The organism is Thalassospira sp. ABD4_177, from assembly GCF_056160125.1.
On record NZ_JBSWWO010000001.1, the window covers coordinates 169,632 to 186,708 of the forward strand.

Consider the following 17,077-nt stretch of genomic DNA (forward strand, 5'->3'; position numbering starts at 1 on the left):
AAGGTCCGAACCGCTTAGTGGCGGAAATGACGCATGCCGGTAAAGACCATGGCGATGTCATTTTCATCAGCCGCTGCGATGACTTCCTCGTCACGCATGGAACCGCCCGGCTGGATCACAGCCGTTGCACCCGCCTTGACCGCGGCCAGAAGGCCATCGGCAAACGGGAAGAACGCGTCAGACGATACCACCGAACCCTGGGTGCGCAGTTCGCCTTCACCGGCATTTTTGCCAGCTTCCTCGGCTTTCCATGCGGCAATGCGCGAGCTATCCACACGGCTCATCTGACCGGCGCCGATGCCAACGGTTTTGCCGTCTTTGACATAGACAATGGCATTCGATTTGACGTGCTTGCCAACGCGGAAGGCAAACAGAAGGTCATCAAGTTCGGCCTCGGACGGCTTGCGCTTGGTAACAATCTTCAGCTCTTCACGTTTGACACGACCCGCATCACGGTTCTGAAGCAGGTAACCACCCGCAAGCGAGCGCAAGGTCATGTCTTCACCTTCCGGATCGGCCATGCCGCCGGTGACCAGAAGACGCAGGTTTTTCTTCGCTGCCAAGACTTCCTTGGCGGCGTCATCTGCATCCGGGCAGATCACGACTTCGGCAAACAGCTTGGCGATTTCTTCGGCGGTTTGCTTATCAAGGGTGCGGTTGACCGCGATGATGCCGCCAAAGGCCGATACCGGGTCACAAGACAGCGCCTTGTGATAGGCATCAATCAGGCTTTCGCCCTCGGCAACGCCGCACGGGTTGGCGTGCTTGATGATCGCAACAGCCGGCTTTTCATCGAATTCAGAAACCAGTTCAAACGCAGCGTCGGTGTCATTGAGGTTATTGAATGACAGTTCCTTGCCCTGCAGCTGAGTCGCGGTGGAAACACCCGGGCGGTTTTTGCCATTGGTGTAGAACGCAGCCTGCTGATGCGGATTTTCGCCGTAACGCAGTGTCTGTTTCAGTTCAGCAGAAACGTTCAGGCGCTGCGGGAATGTTTCACCAAGCTCACCGGCAAACCAGCTTGAAATCGCAGAGTCATAGGCGCCGGTACGGGCGAACGCCTTGGCGGCAAGAACCCGGCGGGTCTCAGCAGTTGTGGCACCCGCATTGTCATTCATCTCGGCAACGACGCGGTCGTAATCGGACGGATCGACAATCACGGTAACCGATTCATGGTTCTTGGCCGCAGAGCGGATCATGCTCGGCCCGCCGATATCGATGTTTTCGATGCAGGTGTCGAAATCGGCACCCTTGGCAACGGTTTCTTCGAACGGATAGAGGTTCACACAAACCAGATCGATCGGGGAAATGTCGTTATCTTCCATCGCCTGCATATGGCTGGAAAGAGAACGGCGGCCCAGAAGGCCGCCGTGAATCTTCGGATGAAGAGTCTTGACACGACCGTCCATGATTTCAGGAAAACCGGTATGATCGGCAACTTCCTTTACCGGCACGCCAGCAGCTTCAATCGCCTTGGCAGAGCCGCCCGTCGACAGGATTTCAACACCCTGAGCGTGGAGGGATTTGGCAAATTCGACCAGACCGGTCTTGTCGGAAACAGAAATAAGCGCGCGCGCAATACGAGCAGTCATTGGGTTCGCTTTCATGCATCAATGTGATGAAGGTTGCGGACCCATTGATGATATATCGGCCGACAAAATCACGAATGCGCATGGCTGCTCGTGCATGCGAAATGACAGTGTTGCGGGCAAACCGGCCTTCAAACGGGATCGAAAAACAACGTCTCCAATCCGGGCCGACACATGATCAATGAGTCCGAACCATGTTTCGCGCGGAGCTTTAGCATGTGCGGCGCAAAATGTGGACCCCGAATTCTTGCATGGCGGCTTTCTCGGCGCGTTGAAGCAACTTCACATACAAAGCAAAACGGGGCGGCATCACGCCACCCCGCTGATATTTGACCCAGTTACAGATCAGGCTACGTTTTTGCGCATACCAAGTGCTTCAAGTGCTGCGTTTAGCGAGCCTTGCTCCAACCCCGCATACAGGGCGAGTTCATCACCAACCGTTGCCCCAAGGCATTCCTCGAACACATCCTGATTGGACTGTTCGACATAGTTTTTCTGTTCGTCACTGCCGAGGTTGGACTGGAAAATCCCGGCAGCACTAACTGGCAGGAAATCCTCATAAATGATCGGATCGGCGCGCAGATAGCCCTGATTCACCAATTCATTGACCGGGGTTGCCGGATCAAGATCACCCTTTTTGGCCGCATTCAAACCCGCCTTGGTCGGGCCATAGCGGAAGAAGGCCAGTTTCTCGACACGAAGCGTCTCGTAATCATCGGGGAAGGCCAGAAAACGCTCGGCCAGTTCGGTTTCGTAATCCCGTGCATTCGACCCACCGGCATTGATCTGCACGGCCTGGCGGGTCGTGGCCAAAAGCGTGTCATAAAGTTTGCGACCCTCGGCCGTCAGGGCAATGCCGCGCTGCTCAATCTCGCCAAAGCGTGCGGTGTGGGTGCCCACAGTTTCATCACGGTCATCGCCAATGAAATTGACCCGTTCTTCGAGTGCCTTGAAGCTGGTCTGGCGCAGCAGGATCGGGCAGGACCGCGCAGGCGGGCCTTCGACGATTGCCTTGGGCGTGATGCCGCGTTTTGGCATATCCAACTGCACAGCATCGATATCAAGGGTGCGCGGGGTCAAGTGGTTGATATGCGGCCCCTTGAAACAGACAACATCGGCGATCAGACGATGGGCGTCATGAAGCTTCTGATAGGTTTCCAGCGTTACGGTCGCGTCACTATGCCAGCGGAAGGTTTCCAATGCCTCGGCAACGAACTGCTCGGCCTGATTACGGGTCAAACCACCATTTTTCTCTGCCAGATAAATCAGTTTGATGGCATCCGGAGTAAAGATCTCGCGCTTGGCAAGGATGCTCTCAGCCTGCTTGCGCAGCTCTTCGTCTTCGATCAATTCAAGACGCAGGAGCGAAGTAAAGACACGAAACGGATTGCGTTTAAGCGCTTCCTCGTCAATCGGACGAAATGCGGTTGAATGCACCGGTACACCGGCAACAGACAGATCATAGTATCCCACCGGATGCATGCCCATGACGGCAAACAGGCGGCGCATATTGAAAAGCTCTTCGGGTTTGCCAAGCCGGATCGCGCCGTGGCGCTCCAGATCAATCCGCTCAAGCTCGCCATTATGTTCAAGGCTTTCGGCAAGCTCGGGATCGGCGTCGAGCTTGGTCTGATTGATCTCGGAGACCAGCTCCATCAAGGTGCCATATTGCGGCACTTCACTGCGATACATGTCAGACATCGCACTGGAAAACATCGAACGGATTTCATCAGGATGGACAAAGGCGTCTGTCGACATGGGGCCTCCAAAAGACGAGATCATATTGAACCAGTGGAATGACCTTGTCGGGCAAGATCATTCCCATTCATCATCAGGATGGCAAGATATTGCCCACTTTCGGGCATGACAAACGACAATTTGGCACGAATTCATTCCTTGAAAGAATGAACATGCAGATCATAGAAACAAAAGTCGGAAATGAGTTCAGACACACTTGAGAGCTGACCGCGTGGAAACAGTCTTAGGACGCCGTCTCGGTTTCGCTGCCCTTGTTATCGGCAAAGATCGACTTCACACCGATCTCGGGCGGCTGGAATTCCGGCACAAGCTGACTGATCAATTCCAGCGTTTTTGTTGTGTTGCGGTTGGTTGCACTGTGTTCGAGCGCATCAAACACCTGCTTGATCAGCTCATAATCCACCACACGCGGCGCTGCCAAAAGCACCCCGTCGGTTTCGGTCGGCACCGGGGGTTCGGAATCGTGGAAAAGCTCTTCATAAAGCTTTTCGCCGGGGCGCAAACCGGTGACCTTGATTTCCACATCCTTGTCGGGCTGCAGGCCCGATAGCAGGATCATCTGACGGGCCAGATCAACGATCTTGACCGGACGGCCCATATCAAGGACGAAAATTTTGCCACCTTCGGTTACCCCATGACGCCCGAGTTCGGCTGATTGCAGAACAAGTTCCACCGCCTCGGCGATGGTCATGAAGTAACGCGTGATGCCTTCGTGGGTAACCGTCAGTGGTCCACCAGCCTCAAGCTGGCGCTTGAAAAGCGGTACGACAGATCCGGTCGAGCCCAGAACATTGCCAAAGCGCACAGTAACAAAGCGGGTCGATCCACGCTGATCAAGCGGCAGGGTCTCCAGCGCCTGACAATAGCATTCCGCCAGTCGTTTTGACGCCCCCATGACATTGGCGGGGTTCACTGCCTTGTCGGTTGAAATCAGAACCATCGTGGCGACATTAGCAGCACGGCAGGCCTCGGCCACATTGCGCGTGCCAAGCGTGTTGGTCAGAATGCCTTCATTGGGGTTGTGTTCGACCAGCGGCACATGTTTGTAGGCCGCCGCATGGAACACAATTTCCGGTTTGTAGCGTTCAAATACCTGCCCGATCCGGGTTTGATCGCGAACATCGCCAAGAATGCTGTCACGTGGCAGATCAGGATATTTTTCCGCCATTTCCATATCGATGGCGTAAAGCTGGAACTCGCCGGCATCGAGCAAGGTCAGGCTGCTTGGGTCATAGGTTGCGATCTGACGCACCAGTTCCGAGCCGATTGATCCCCCGGCACCAGTCACCAGAACCCGTTTACCCGCAATCATTTCACGCACACGATCCCGATCCAGTCGCGCTTGCGGGCGGCCAAGCAAATCTTCAATTGCGACCGGGCGAATTTGCAGCGGATCAGCAAGTCCTTCGCGCAAATCACCGAGCTTCGGCAGGCGTGCCAAAGTCATGCCATAACGATCAGCAATCTCGACCCATTTGGCGTTGTCTTCATGGCGAAGCGCATCGCCGCTCAAAACCAATCGGCGTGGCAGGCCATGCCGGCCCTTTTGCAATTTCGCGATGACGTCTTCGAGCTGATCGACAGTCGCCAGAACATCAACCCCGTGCATGTTGCGCCCGACGCGGCCTTGCGTCAGGGAAACGATACCAACGACCTTAAAGGGCGTGTCCGCAGACCGTTCGGTTTCACGGATGAAAGCTTCGGCCTCATCCCCTGCCCCGATCAATAGAACCGGCAAACGTGACGTGCCCTGGCGCACCAGCGCACGTGCTGTCGATTTGTCCTTGGCAATCCGGTAGGTCAGGCGTGACCCACCCAGAAGCGCCATCAGTAGGAACCACTGAATGATCGGTGCCGAACGCGGCATCCAATCGAGACGTGTGGTCAGAAACAGCACCAGGAAAAGAACAGCCACGGCAACCGAAACCGCCCTGGCAATCCGGATCACGTCATTCAGCGACGCATATCGCCAGATGCCGCGATAAAGCCCGAAATACCAAAAGGACACCGCCGCAATCAGCGTAAAGATACCTGCCGAAAACAGGATGTTATGCGGCGCGTAGTAAACCACGCCGTCACCCACCCGCAGGTACAATGCCAACGGGAAGGAGATGGCCGCCATGAAGATGTCATGGGCAAAGGCGATGTGGCTTCGCTGAAACGATCGCAGCATGCGGTCCCTTATTCGCAAGGTTTCTGTTTTTATAAGGATATACCCGCTTTGCGACTGGCGGATAAGGCTTTCTTTTCGCGCCCTGCCCCGATCAAGTCAAGCAGTGCCCGCATCGGAAGATTGTATATTACCCTGCGTTCCCGCGCACCGGCATACGCACCATCATACCGACCAAACCAAGCACAACAATCAGTGCGGCAATCACCCGCATCCAGTCGGGTGTGTCGCTCTGGGCAAAACAAACACCAATCAGAACGAGGTTGCTGATCAGGATCATGACCGACACCCGGGCATGCGAAAAGCCGCGCTGGGTGGCTTTCTGATAAAAATGCTCGCGATGGGCCTGCCAGATTTTCTCGCGCCGCAAGGCCCGCTTGATCAGGGTAAATGTCGCATCAAACAGGTAATAGGATGGCAGGATTAGCGCGATGGCCCAGGCCCCCTCGGACGCCACCTTTAACAACAGCCAGCCCAGAACAAACCCAAGCGGGATTGATCCAACGTCACCAAGAAACAGCTTCGCCGGGCGCCAGTTCCAGATCAGGAAACCGATCATGATCGCAAGGATCCCCAACCCGATATAGCCAAGCCCGATGAATTGCGGCAGCGGCACAAAAAGGGCGAGGATAAAAATCCCAAGACCGATTGATCCGGCCTCGACCCCGGTAATGCCATCAATCCCGTCCATGAAATTGAACAGATTGATGAACCAGACCCAAGCCAACACCACCAACACATGATCAAGCCAGATCGGCACCAGCCCGCCCAGAACCGGTTTATCAAGCGCCAACATGCCAATGATGACGGCAAGAAATTGCAGGGCAAAACGCTTGGCGGCAGATAGATCATGGCGATCATCAAGCCAGCTGAGCAGTCCAAGCCCGGCACAGGCAGCCAGCATCAGCCATTCACCCAATCCCGTCACACCGGTCATGGCAAAAACACCGGCAACCAGCACAATCAGAAGCGGCGTTACGGCAAGCCCGCCGCCGCGCGGGGTGGGCACAGCGTGACTGGAACGGTGGTTGGGCATATCAAGGATGGCCTTGCGCCGCAGATAGTTCAGCACCCCCCATGTCAGCAACATCGAGCTGATCAGAAAGATACTTGCAAAGGTCGCAAGTCCTGCAAAAGTCATCGTTGGGTTGCCCTTGTCCCTGTCCCCGTCAGATTGATCCGTCTGGATTAGCCGGACCGATTGCCCATCGCAAGGCTTTTCACCCGATGAATGCCTTCGACCCAAGCTCACAACGCAGCCATGTCGCGCAAAACCAAGCTTGATGCTTTACAGTTTGCCATGCTGGGCTTAACTACAGCACATAAACCGAAACCGGAGATATCCTTTGGCAGAACGTCGTTCCCGTCCATCCCAGCGCAATGCCCCCCGCAAACAAACGGTCGAGGCCCCGGATCCGCGCATGCTTGCGCTCAAGACCCTGCAGGAATTGCGCGGCGGTGAAGTGACGCTGGATGAACTTCTGTCAAAGCACGGCTATGGCCTGCCGTCGCTTGATCGCAATTTCCTGCGTCAGTTGCTTGGCACAACTCTGCGCCATCTGGGTGAAATTGATGCGGTGCTTGCCCCGCGCTATCAACCGCCACAGGACCGGGTTGCAGCACGCCTGACCAACATCCTGCGTCTGGGTGTCGCGCAGCTGTTCTTTATGGATACGTCCGATTACGGCGCAGTCGATAGTACGGTCAATCTCGCGCGTGATGCGGGTTTGCATAAATACACCAAACTGATCAATGCCGTTCTGCGCGGATTGCAGCGCGATGGCTTTGAATGGCCCGAAGGTGTCGAAGACTGGCAGCTCAACATTCCGGCTTGGCTGCGCGGATCCTGGAAGAAGGCCTATGGTGCGGAAACCGCCCAGGGCATCGCCGAATCCTGCCTTGGTCATGCGATGCTCGATCTGTCGATCAAGGATCGCACACAATCGGCCGCGTGGGCCGAAAAGATGGATGGTCTTGTCCTGCCAACCGGATCGGTAAGGCTTGAGCCGGGTCGACGCATTCGCGATCTGCCCGGATACAAGGATGGCGATTGGTGGGTACAGGATGCAGCCGCAGCCATCCCAGCAACCCTGTTTTCGGCGTACAAAGACAAAACCATCTATGACCTTTGCGCCGCGCCGGGTGGCAAGACCATGCAGTTGGTTTCCCTTGGTGCCAGTGCAATTGCGGTCGATAAATCCGAAGGTCGTCTGAAACGCGTTTTTGAGAACCTTGAGCGTGTCTCGCTGGGTGCCGCCATCGTTACCGGCGATGCCACCGATCTGGCGCCTGATACGCCGCGTGCGGATGCCGTCCTGCTGGATGCGCCATGTTCGGCCACCGGCACCATTCGCCGACATCCCGACATCCTGCTGCGTCAGAATGACAAGCTGATGCAATCGCTTCTGCCGATCCAAAGCAAACTTCTGCGTCAGGCCGACAAGCTTTTGAATGTTGGGGGTGAGCTCATCTATTGCACCTGTTCGCTGCAACCCGAAGAGGGCGAGCATCAGGTCAAATCCTTCCTTGCCGATCATCCGAACTATGAACGCAAACCCGTCACCGCTGATGAACTTGGCGGTTGGGATGAGGCAATCAATGATGCCGGTGAATTGCGCATTCTGCCGATCCACATGGCCGATTTTGGCGGCATGGACGGCTTTTTCTGCGCCCGACTTGTCAAAAAGTCCTGATTTTTCGCCAGAAGATCAGAGTTTGACGCACACAAGGCAGCCATGAGTCCCATTCGGGTGACATGGGGGGCAATCTGGGGTATGAAGGCCGCGAATTTCCCGTATCCCATATCGCTTCAGGACCTGTGACGCATGACCACGTCAAACATTAAAATCGCACCTTCGATCCTTTCGGCCGATTTCGCCCAGCTTGGCGTTGATGTCCGCGCTGTTGATGAAGCCGGTGCCGACTATATCCACATTGATGTGATGGATGGTCACTATGTACCGAACATCACCATTGGCCCGGATGTGGTCAAGGCACTGCGCCCGCACAGCGACAAAGTGTTTGACGTGCATCTGATGATTGCGCCCGTCGATCCGTATATCGAGGCATTTGCCAATGCCGGTTCCGATATCATCACCATCCACGCCGAAGCCGGCCCGCACTTGCATCGCTCGCTGCAGCTGATCAAGTCGCTGGGCAAAAAAGCCGGTGTGTCCCTGAACCCGTCGACACCGGAAAGTGTGATTGAATATGTTATGGACATGGTTGATCTGGTTCTGGTCATGACCGTGAACCCGGGCTTTGGTGGTCAGAAATTCATTCCGAGCCAGCTTGAAAAGATCAAGCGCATCCGCAAGATGATCGATGCGACCGGCCGCGATATCGACCTTGAAGTCGATGGCGGCGTAAATCCGGAAATCGCCCCGCAGGTCATCGCAGCCGGTGCCAATGTTCTGGTCGCAGGTTCCGCCACCTTCAAAGGCGGTCCGGGCGAATATGCCAACAACATCAAGGCAATCCGCGGTGCATAATCTGCTTTGACAGCAGTGTCAAAAATTTATCAGGGTCGGAACCATCAAACGGTTCTGACCCTGATTGTGTTTTGAACACATTCAAATCATTGCTGGAACTGTTTGATAAATTTTTTCTATCGCCCGATTAGGTATGCATACTTGACCTAATTTCTGTTCTGGCAAATAGATGCCTGCATGAACAAACATTTCATCGGAAAAAAATCGTCGGCAGCCGGTGGCTGGGCCGCACTGAAAAGTTGCGGCAAACAGTTGCTGCAAAGCGGCAGCCCCCTGAGCGGCGCACGTACGATGCTTAAGGCAAACCAGCCTGACGGCTTTGATTGCCCGGGTTGTGCATGGGGTGACCCCGAGCACGGATCGTCATTCGAATTCTGTGAAAACGGCGTCAAAGCCGTTTCCTGGGAAGCGACAGACAGGCGTGCAACCCCCGCCTTTTTCGCCAACCATACCGTGACCGAACTTGCCAAGCTTAGCGATTACGAGCTGGAATTAAACGGCCGCATCACCCATCCGATGCGCTATGACCGGCAAAGCGACACCTATCAACCGGTTGCCTGGGAAGATGCTTTTGCCGAAATCGGTGACATCCTTAAGGGATTGAGCACCCCCGATGAGGCCGAGTTTTATACATCCGGCCGCGCCAGCAACGAAGCCGCCTATCTTTATCAATTGTTTGTCCGTATTTTTGGCACGAACAATTTCCCGGATTGCTCGAACATGTGCCACGAAGCCAGTGGCGTAGGCCTGCGCCAGGCTATCGGGGTTGGCAAAGGTACGGTTCTGCTGGAAGATTTCGAAAAGGCAGATGCCATTTTCGTGCTGGGGCAAAACCCGGGCACCAACCACCCCCGGATGCTGGGTGATTTGCGCCGCGCTGCAATTCGTGGTTCAAAAATCGTTGTCTTCAACCCGATCAAGGAACGCGGGCTTGAACGTTTTTCCGACCCCCAGGAAAAACTCGAAATGCTGCAGGGCAAATCAACAGAAATAGCCAGCCATTATTTCCAGCCCTGCCTGGGTGGCGACATGGCGGCCGTCCGCGGCATGAGCAAAGCGGTATTTGCTGCTGATGACGCGGCACTGGCCAATGGGGAGCCATCTGTTCTTGATCACGATTTCCTCAACGAACATTGTCACGGTTTGGCCGAATACCGGGCTGTGGTTGATGCGACAAGTTGGTCTGAAATCGAAGGCCAGTCGGGCCTGACCCGACAGGAAATCGAACAGGCGGCAAATGTGTATTTGTCTGCTGAAAATGTGATCTGCACTTGGGCCATGGGTATTACCCAACATCTTCATTCCGTACCAACCATTCGTGAAATCGCCAATTTCATGTTCCTGCGTGGCAATATCGGCCGACCCGGTGCAGGTTTGTGCCCGGTACGCGGCCATTCCAACGTTCAGGGTGATCGCACGGTTGGCATTAATGAAAAGCCACCGGCGGCTTTCCTTGATGCGCTGGAAAAGGAATTCGGTTTCACGGCACCACGCAAGCACGGGCATAACGTTCTTGCTGCAATCGGAGCGATGCTAGATGGCAGTGCAAAAACCTTTATTGGATTGGGTGGCAACTTCGCACGGGCAACACCCGATAGTGCACTTGTCGCCAAGGCGATGAAGAGCCTGCGACTTACGGTGCATATCGCAACCAAGCCCAATCATTCTCATCTGATGCCCGGTGAAACAGCGTTTCTGCTGCCTTGCTTGGGCCGAACCGAGATCGACCTGAATTCCCATGGTCAGTCTCAGGTCGTGAGCGTGGAAGACTCAATGAGCATGGTGCACGGATCGGCTGGCATCAACCGCCCGGCATCGCCGCACCTTCTTTCCGAAGTCGCAATCATCGCCGGCGTTGCCGAAGACACTGTTGGTAGCGAAATTGTGTCTTGGGCCCAGCTTGCCGATGATTATGAGCGTATTCGCAGCCATATCGAGGCCACTGTTCCGGGCTTTGCCGATTACAATACCCGCCTTCGCAAACCGCGCGGCTTCCATCTTCGTAATGACGCCGCACATCGGGAATGGAAGACACCTGCTGGCAAAGCGACTTTTTCGAATATCGCGCTGCCAAAGCAAACGGTGCATCAACAAGCCCGCCAAAACCAGAAAGCAAGCAGCAAAAAATCCCATTTTGCCCTGCAAACTTTCCGGTCGCACGATCAGTACAACACCACCGTTTATGGACTGGATGATCGCTATCGTGGAGTTTACGGCGAACGCAAAGTCATTTTCATTCATCCGGAAGACTTGGCAGCCCTTGGAGCCAAGTCAGGCGATCGGGTCAACGTCGTCAGCGAATATGATGACGGGGTCGAACGAATTGCCGATGATTTCCGCTTTGTCTCTTATGACATTCCGCGTGGCAGTGTAGCTGGATACTATCCTGAACTAAACGTCTTGGTGCCACTTGGCAGTGCAGGTGATCAAAGCGATACACCAACATCGAAATCAGTGATGGTGTCCTTTAGTTCGGTAAATCGGGTGTGACCAATAACACCCGAAATCAAAAGAACGCTGACAAAGAACCAGATGCAGAGTTTTTTCTGCATCTGGTTGAGCGCACGATAACCAAACATTCACAGCTAACCCCCGTTCAAGGGGCCATTTTAGTGGCCGCACAACAAGAAATTGCGCGCGACAGCCGCACATTTGCAAGGTTATTCGGGATGGCGCATGCGATTGTCTTGCGCGAACTTAATGCCTTGGTGCAATCAACCGATCTACTTACAATCACCAGACGCGATGCGCGTACAATGCGCACGCACTATCAGCCAAATTAGCACTACACACGAAGCCCGCAGCGCAGTAATCTCGCAGCTACCTCGGGGCTTTTTACATTAAAAATCGATGCAGCGGCCCTTGTTTTCCCAATCCCCAAAACGGGTCGGCTCCGGACCTTTGGGTCCGCCGATTTCGCGGGCCTTGGCGGCGGCTTCCTTGGCAGCCTTGGCCTCATTTAACGCATTGATCGCACCCTGAGATAGCTTGGGTGCTTCCTCTGCCCCGGCGATCTCGTCAGATGCCGGACTGGTATCGGCCTGCGGTTCTGCCTTTTCCTTGGGGACTTCGTGAATGACGGTTTCGCGGAACTTTCCGGCCATTCGTCTTCTCCTGCTTTGGGCTTCGCCCGATAAATCACATTTGCCAAAGAAATAACCTGCACGACCCTGATCGGCAAGTCCGTCGGGCCATGGGCAAAAGCACGCACAAACCCATGTGATTTCAGGCCTTTGGAATCAAACAGGGAATCCTGATGCAGGCACACGCGAAATTTTGAGCAAAACAGACTCTTTTCGAGCAGGCGCAAAGCCGCTATTCCAAGCGTACGAGCAAAACAAGGAGAAACCATGCGTCCAATTCCCCAGCGTATCGCCGAAGAACTTTCGGTTCGTCCGGAACAGGTCATTGCCACCATCGAGATGCTCAATGAAGGCTCCACCGTTCCGTTCATCGCCCGTTACCGCAAAGAGAGAACCGGCGGGCTTGATGACACCCAACTTCGTACGCTGGAAGACCGCCTGCGCTATCTGACCGAGCTGGAAGAACGTCGCGCATCGGTACTCGAAAGTATCCGCGAACAGGAAAAGCTCACCCCGGAACTGGGAGCCCAGATCAACGAGGCCGATACCAAGACGCGCCTGGAAGATTTGTATCTGCCCTACAAGAAAAAGCGCCGCACCAAGGCCCAGATCGCCCGTGAAGCCGGGCTGGAGCCACTTGCAGATAGCCTGTTTAACGACCCGTCCCTTGATCCGGAAACCGAGGCTGCCAAGTTTGTCGATGCCGAAAAAGGGATTGATGACACCAAGGCCGCCCTTGATGGCGCGCGTCAGATCCTTATGGAACGCTTTGCCGAGGATGCCGACCTTGTCGCCAAGCTGCGCGATCATTTGTGGAATGAGGGTGAAATCACCGCGTCTGTCATCGAAGGCAAACAGGCCGAAGGCGCCAAGTTCTCGGACTATTTTGAGCATTCCGAAAAAATCAAAACCTGCCCGTCACACCGTGCGCTGGCCCTTTTCCGTGGGCGCAACGAAGACATCCTGCAGCTGAAACTGACGCTTGGCAAAGAAGACGAAGACCGTCCGCGCAGCCAGCCGGGCCGGGCAGAGGTTATGATTGCCGCCCATGTTGGCATCACGGACAAGGGACGTGCGGCTGACAAGTGGCTGATGGACACGGTCCGCTGGACATGGCGCGTCAAACTGTCGCTGTCGATCGAGCTAGATCTGTTTGGCACGTTGCGTGATTCAGCCGAAGAAGGCGCGATCAAGGTATTTGCCGATAACCTCAAGGACCTGTTGCTGGCCGCACCCGCCGGGCAAAAGGCCACCATGGGGCTTGATCCGGGTGTGCGTACCGGCGTCAAGGTCGCAGTGGTGGATGCCACCGGCAAGCTGGTCGATACCGCGACGGTTTATCCCTTCCAGCCACGCAATGATGTTGAAGGGGCACTTAATACCCTTGCCGCCCTGGCATCACGCCATCAGATCGAACTGATCGCGATTGGCAACGGCACCTTTTCACGTGAAACCGACGAGCTTGCCGGTCAGCTGCTGAAACGCTTCCCGGCCCTTAAGGCCACCAAGGTCATCGTCAATGAGGCCGGGGCATCGGTTTATTCCGCATCCCAGTTCGCGGCCGAGGAATTCCCCGATCTTGATGTGTCACTACGTGGCGCGGCATCCATCGCCCGTCGTTTGCAGGATCCGTTGGCGGAATTGGTGAAGATCGAACCGAAATCAATCGGTGTCGGGCAGTATCAGCATGATGTTTCGGAAACCAAACTGGCCCGATCACTTGATGCGGTGGTTGAGGATTGCGTGAACGGTGTCGGTGTTGACCTTAACACCGCCTCCATCCCGCTTCTGACCCGTGTGGCCGGCCTGACAGAGACGCTGGCGCGCAATATTGTCGGCTATCGCGACTCCAATGGCGCGTTTCAGTCGCGTACTGACCTTAAAAAGGTCGAGCGACTTGGGCCAAAGGCATTTGAGCAGTGTGCGGGCTTCTTGCGTATTCGCGGGGCGACCAACCCGCTTGATGCATCGGCCGTCCACCCGGAAGCCTATCCGCTGGTTGAAAAGATCAGTGCCAAGGCCGCCAAGCCACTGGCCGATCTGATCGGGGATTCGGGCTTCATCAAAACGCTTCGGGCCGAAGATTTCGCTGATGAAACATTTGGCGTTCCAACCATCCGCGACATCATCGCCGAACTTGATAAGCCCGGCCGTGACCCGCGCCCGGAATTCAAGACCGCCAAGTTCACTGAAGGTGTGAACGAGATCAAGGATCTGCGCACCGGCATGAAGCTGGAAGGCACGGTCACCAACGTCACCAATTTTGGCGCGTTCGTTGATATCGGCGTGCATCAGGATGGGCTTGTCCACATCTCGCAGCTGGCCGACAAGTTCGTCGAAGACCCCCGCCAGGTGGTCAAGGCCGGTCAGATTGTCTCGGTCACGGTCATGGAAGTCGATGCGCCCCGTAAACGCATCGGGCTTTCGATGAAATCGGCCCCCGATTACGAAGGCACGCGGGAAAAGCGCGCGGATAATCGCGGTGCGCCCCCCCGCGGCGGCAACCGGCCGCAGCATTCATCCGGCAACCGCCCCCAAGGTGGTGGTCAGGGCCGCGGTAATGCCGGTGGCAATTCCGGCAGTGATGGCGGTGCGATGGCAGCGGCACTCAAGGCCGCTATGGAACGTCGCAAATAAGCCCGGCCCCAAAATTGAAATGATGAAAACGGCGGGATGGGCAGATGCCATTCCGCCGTTTTTGATTGGCGCGATCCAGCCCATCGGATGAATTGACAGAATGCGCAATAAAACCCATGTTGAGCACTCACCAAGGGGAGCCCCGACAGGGGGCTGAGAAACTGCCGCGCAGTGACCCTTTGAACCTGATCCAGTTCATACTGGCGTAGGGACGGTGCGAACGCGGATCACGACGTTCTCCATCTTTCCGACTTCGAACTGGGTCTCCAACCGCAAAAGTTCTGCATTGGAGCCTCGACATGACGACCGAAATTTCCCAGACCGCGAATGACCTTTTTGAGCGCATGCGCGCGACCAATCCCCTGGTTCAGTGCATCACCAACTATGTCGCGATGAATTATGCCGCCAATGTCCTGTTGGCAGCCGGCGCCTCGCCCGCCATGGTCCACACACCTGAAGAATCCGGCGAATTCGCCGCCATCGCAGGTGCATTGACGGTCAATATCGGCACCCTGTCGCCCAACTGGGTTGAGGGCATGATTGCCGCTGCCAAGTCGGCCAATCAGGTTGGCAAACCATGGGTGCTTGATCCGGTGGCCCATTTTGCCACCGGTTACCGCCGCGGCACTGTGGCAGAACTTTTGAAACTCAAACCCACCGTTATTCGTGGCAATGCATCGGAAATCATTGCCCTTGGCGGTGGTCAAAGTGCTGGTCAAGGCGTTGATAGTGGCGATCCGGTCGAACAGGCCGAAGAAGCCGCACGAAGCCTTGCAAGCAGCCAAGGTTGCGTTGTTGCGGTTACCGGTGAGGTCGATTTCGTCACCGATGGCACACATTCGGTGCGCATTGCCGGTGGTTCGGACCTGATGCCGAAAATCACCGCCACCGGGTGCTCGCTGACCGCCCTTGTTGGTGCCTATATCGCCATTGCCCCCGATCAGGCGTTTGAGACCACCATTGCGGCCCTTGGCAACTTTGCCGTTGCGGGCGGGATCGCGGCGAAGACGGCAAACGGCCCGGCATCCTTCATGACTGCCTTCATTGATGGTCTGCACAATCTTGATGGTGAAACCTACGCCAAGAACCTTCGGATTGATCCGCAATGACGTCCTTTGATCTGTCGCTTTATCTTGTGCTTGATCCCGATCTGTGTCGTGACCATTCGATGGTCGAAACCACCATGGCCGCGATTGCAGGCGGAGCCACCATCATTCAGCTGCGTGATAAGGAGGCCGGAACTGAAAGCCTCATTCGCGTTGGCCGGGAATTGATGCAGGCCATGGAAGGCACAAACGTGCCGCTGATCGTCAATGACGATATCGACGCCGCCATCGCGATTGGCGCGCATGGTTTGCATGTCGGGCAGGATGACACGCCATCGCAAATTGCGCGCGAACGCCTTGGCCCGGACAAGATCATCGGCCTGTCGATCGAAAGCGAAGAGGTCGCGCAAAAGGTTGACCGCACCATTGTCGATTATGTCGGCATCGGCCCGGTATTTGCCACACCAACCAAGCCGGATCACAAACCGGCCATCGGGTTTGACGGTCTGGAAAGGCTGGCACGGATGGTTGGCCTGCCCTCCGTCGCGATTGGCGGACTTAAGGGGGAGCATGTCTTGTCCGTCCTTGAAAGCGGTGCGGATGGGCTGGCAGTCGTGTCCGCCATCTGTGGGCAGGCTGATCCGCAAAAGGCCACCGCAGACATCGCAGAAAAGCTTAGATCAGCGCGGGGTCATCTGGCCTAGCGGACGGAAACTTGCGCGCGCCAGACGCATGGCTGCCACGACCCAAGTGATGCGATCGGCACGGAAATGCCCTATTTGCGCCGTTAATTTTTCGGCTTCGCAGCTCAGATTACCAGGCATGAACCAAGCACAACCGCGCGAGGAAGACATGCTTAGATCTCTGCGCAGCAAGCCGGTTGCCATTGCCTTGATTGGTCTTATGACGATCACGACAGCCGCGCTGGCTGCAATCAAATCTGCACCGAAACCAACGACGGACAGCGTCACCATTCATTCCGAAATGGCCAAGGGTGAAGTCACACTCAGCCATCAGGAAGACGGCACTGTTGCGATCAAACGCGATTGCGTCCGTTTCCCGTGCAAGATCGATATCTCCTCGCTCAAGCGCGGGGAATATGACGTCACCCTGACAAATGGTGATGAAAGCCAGAAAATGGTTGGACTCTATAAGGAATAGGCAGACTGCCTGTTTCCATGTCCGACGCCATCAAAAATTTCCAGGATTTCCGGGAACGTTTTTGGCACAGGAATGTTCATCATATATCGATCTATCGAACGGTAACGCCGCCCTGCATTGCATATACGCCAATGCGCGCTAG

At 55.6% G+C, this 17,077-nt stretch carries 13 protein-coding genes and 1 riboswitch; of the genes, 8 read left to right on the top strand and 5 right to left on the bottom strand.

The annotated features are described in order from the left end of the window. Positions 1-14: 14 nt before the first annotated feature. From purH to ACXAF0_RS00815, 4 genes are all read right to left on the bottom strand, one after another. Entirely contained in the window at positions 15-1,592 is a 1,578-nt protein-coding gene (purH, locus tag ACXAF0_RS00800; RefSeq protein ID WP_475342880.1) for a bifunctional phosphoribosylaminoimidazolecarboxamide formyltransferase/IMP cyclohydrolase, read from the bottom strand. A 342-nt stretch (positions 1,593-1,934) separates the two neighbouring features. After that, positions 1,935-3,347: a 2-oxoadipate dioxygenase/decarboxylase HglS gene (gene hglS / locus ACXAF0_RS00805; RefSeq protein WP_475342881.1), complete on the bottom strand. Its 1,413-nt coding sequence runs from the start codon at positions 3,345-3,347 to the stop codon at positions 1,935-1,937. 223 nt (positions 3,348-3,570) lie between these two features. Beyond that, positions 3,571-5,520, bottom strand: a complete 1,950-nt coding sequence (locus ACXAF0_RS00810; RefSeq protein WP_475342882.1) for a polysaccharide biosynthesis protein — start codon at positions 5,518-5,520, stop codon at positions 3,571-3,573. 127 nt (positions 5,521-5,647) lie between these two features. Next, the gene (locus tag ACXAF0_RS00815) at positions 5,648-6,658 is read right to left on the bottom strand and encodes an MraY family glycosyltransferase (protein WP_475342883.1); all 1,011 of its coding nucleotides are present in this window, start codon (positions 6,656-6,658) and stop codon (positions 5,648-5,650) included. Positions 6,659-6,863: 205 nt separating this feature from the next. Between ACXAF0_RS00815 and ACXAF0_RS00820 the strand changes: the two genes are divergently transcribed. The 4 genes from ACXAF0_RS00820 to ACXAF0_RS00835 all read left to right on the top strand — a co-directional run bounded on the left by ACXAF0_RS00820 (position 6,864) and on the right by ACXAF0_RS00835 (position 11,791). Next, entirely contained in the window at positions 6,864-8,210 is a 1,347-nt protein-coding gene (locus ACXAF0_RS00820; protein ID WP_475342884.1) for an RsmB/NOP family class I SAM-dependent RNA methyltransferase, read from the top strand. A gap of 132 nt (positions 8,211-8,342) precedes the next feature. Then, positions 8,343-9,008, top strand: coding sequence for a ribulose-phosphate 3-epimerase (rpe, locus tag ACXAF0_RS00825; RefSeq protein ID WP_475342885.1), 666 nt, complete (start codon positions 8,343-8,345; stop codon positions 9,006-9,008). Positions 9,009-9,185: 177 nt separating this feature from the next. Then, positions 9,186-11,498, top strand: a complete 2,313-nt coding sequence (locus tag ACXAF0_RS00830) for an FdhF/YdeP family oxidoreductase (RefSeq protein WP_475342886.1) — start codon at positions 9,186-9,188, stop codon at positions 11,496-11,498. Continuing rightward, positions 11,495-11,791, top strand: a complete 297-nt coding sequence (locus tag ACXAF0_RS00835; RefSeq protein WP_475342887.1) for a hypothetical protein — start codon at positions 11,495-11,497, stop codon at positions 11,789-11,791. The genes ACXAF0_RS00830 and ACXAF0_RS00835 overlap by 4 nt, the downstream gene beginning before the upstream one ends. A 57-nt stretch (positions 11,792-11,848) precedes the next feature. Here the strand turns inward: ACXAF0_RS00835 and ACXAF0_RS00840 are convergent, their stop codons facing one another. After that, entirely contained in the window at positions 11,849-12,112 is a 264-nt protein-coding gene (locus tag ACXAF0_RS00840) for a DUF1674 domain-containing protein (RefSeq protein WP_475342888.1), read from the bottom strand. Positions 12,113-12,358: 246 nt separating this feature from the next. On the opposite strand from ACXAF0_RS00840, the gene ACXAF0_RS00845 reads away from it, so the two are divergent. The 4 genes from ACXAF0_RS00845 (at position 12,359) to ACXAF0_RS00860 (ending at position 16,935) form a co-directional block, all read left to right on the top strand. Then, positions 12,359-14,728, top strand: a complete 2,370-nt coding sequence (locus ACXAF0_RS00845; RefSeq protein ID WP_475342889.1) for a Tex family protein — start codon at positions 12,359-12,361, stop codon at positions 14,726-14,728. Positions 14,729-14,851: 123 nt separating this feature from the next. Then, positions 14,852-14,957, top strand: a riboswitch (TPP riboswitch). Positions 14,958-15,027: 70 nt separating this feature from the next. Continuing rightward, entirely contained in the window at positions 15,028-15,837 is an 810-nt protein-coding gene (gene thiM / locus ACXAF0_RS00850) for a hydroxyethylthiazole kinase (protein WP_475342890.1), read from the top strand. Further along, positions 15,834-16,478, top strand: a complete 645-nt coding sequence (gene thiE, locus ACXAF0_RS00855; protein ID WP_475342891.1) for a thiamine phosphate synthase — start codon at positions 15,834-15,836, stop codon at positions 16,476-16,478. Before thiM ends, thiE begins: the two co-directional genes overlap by 4 nt. A gap of 118 nt (positions 16,479-16,596) precedes the next feature. After that, on the top strand, positions 16,597-16,935 hold the full coding sequence (locus ACXAF0_RS00860; RefSeq protein WP_235285123.1) for a hypothetical protein: 339 nt from the start codon (positions 16,597-16,599) through the stop codon (positions 16,933-16,935). Positions 16,936-17,077: the final 142 nt, after the last annotated feature.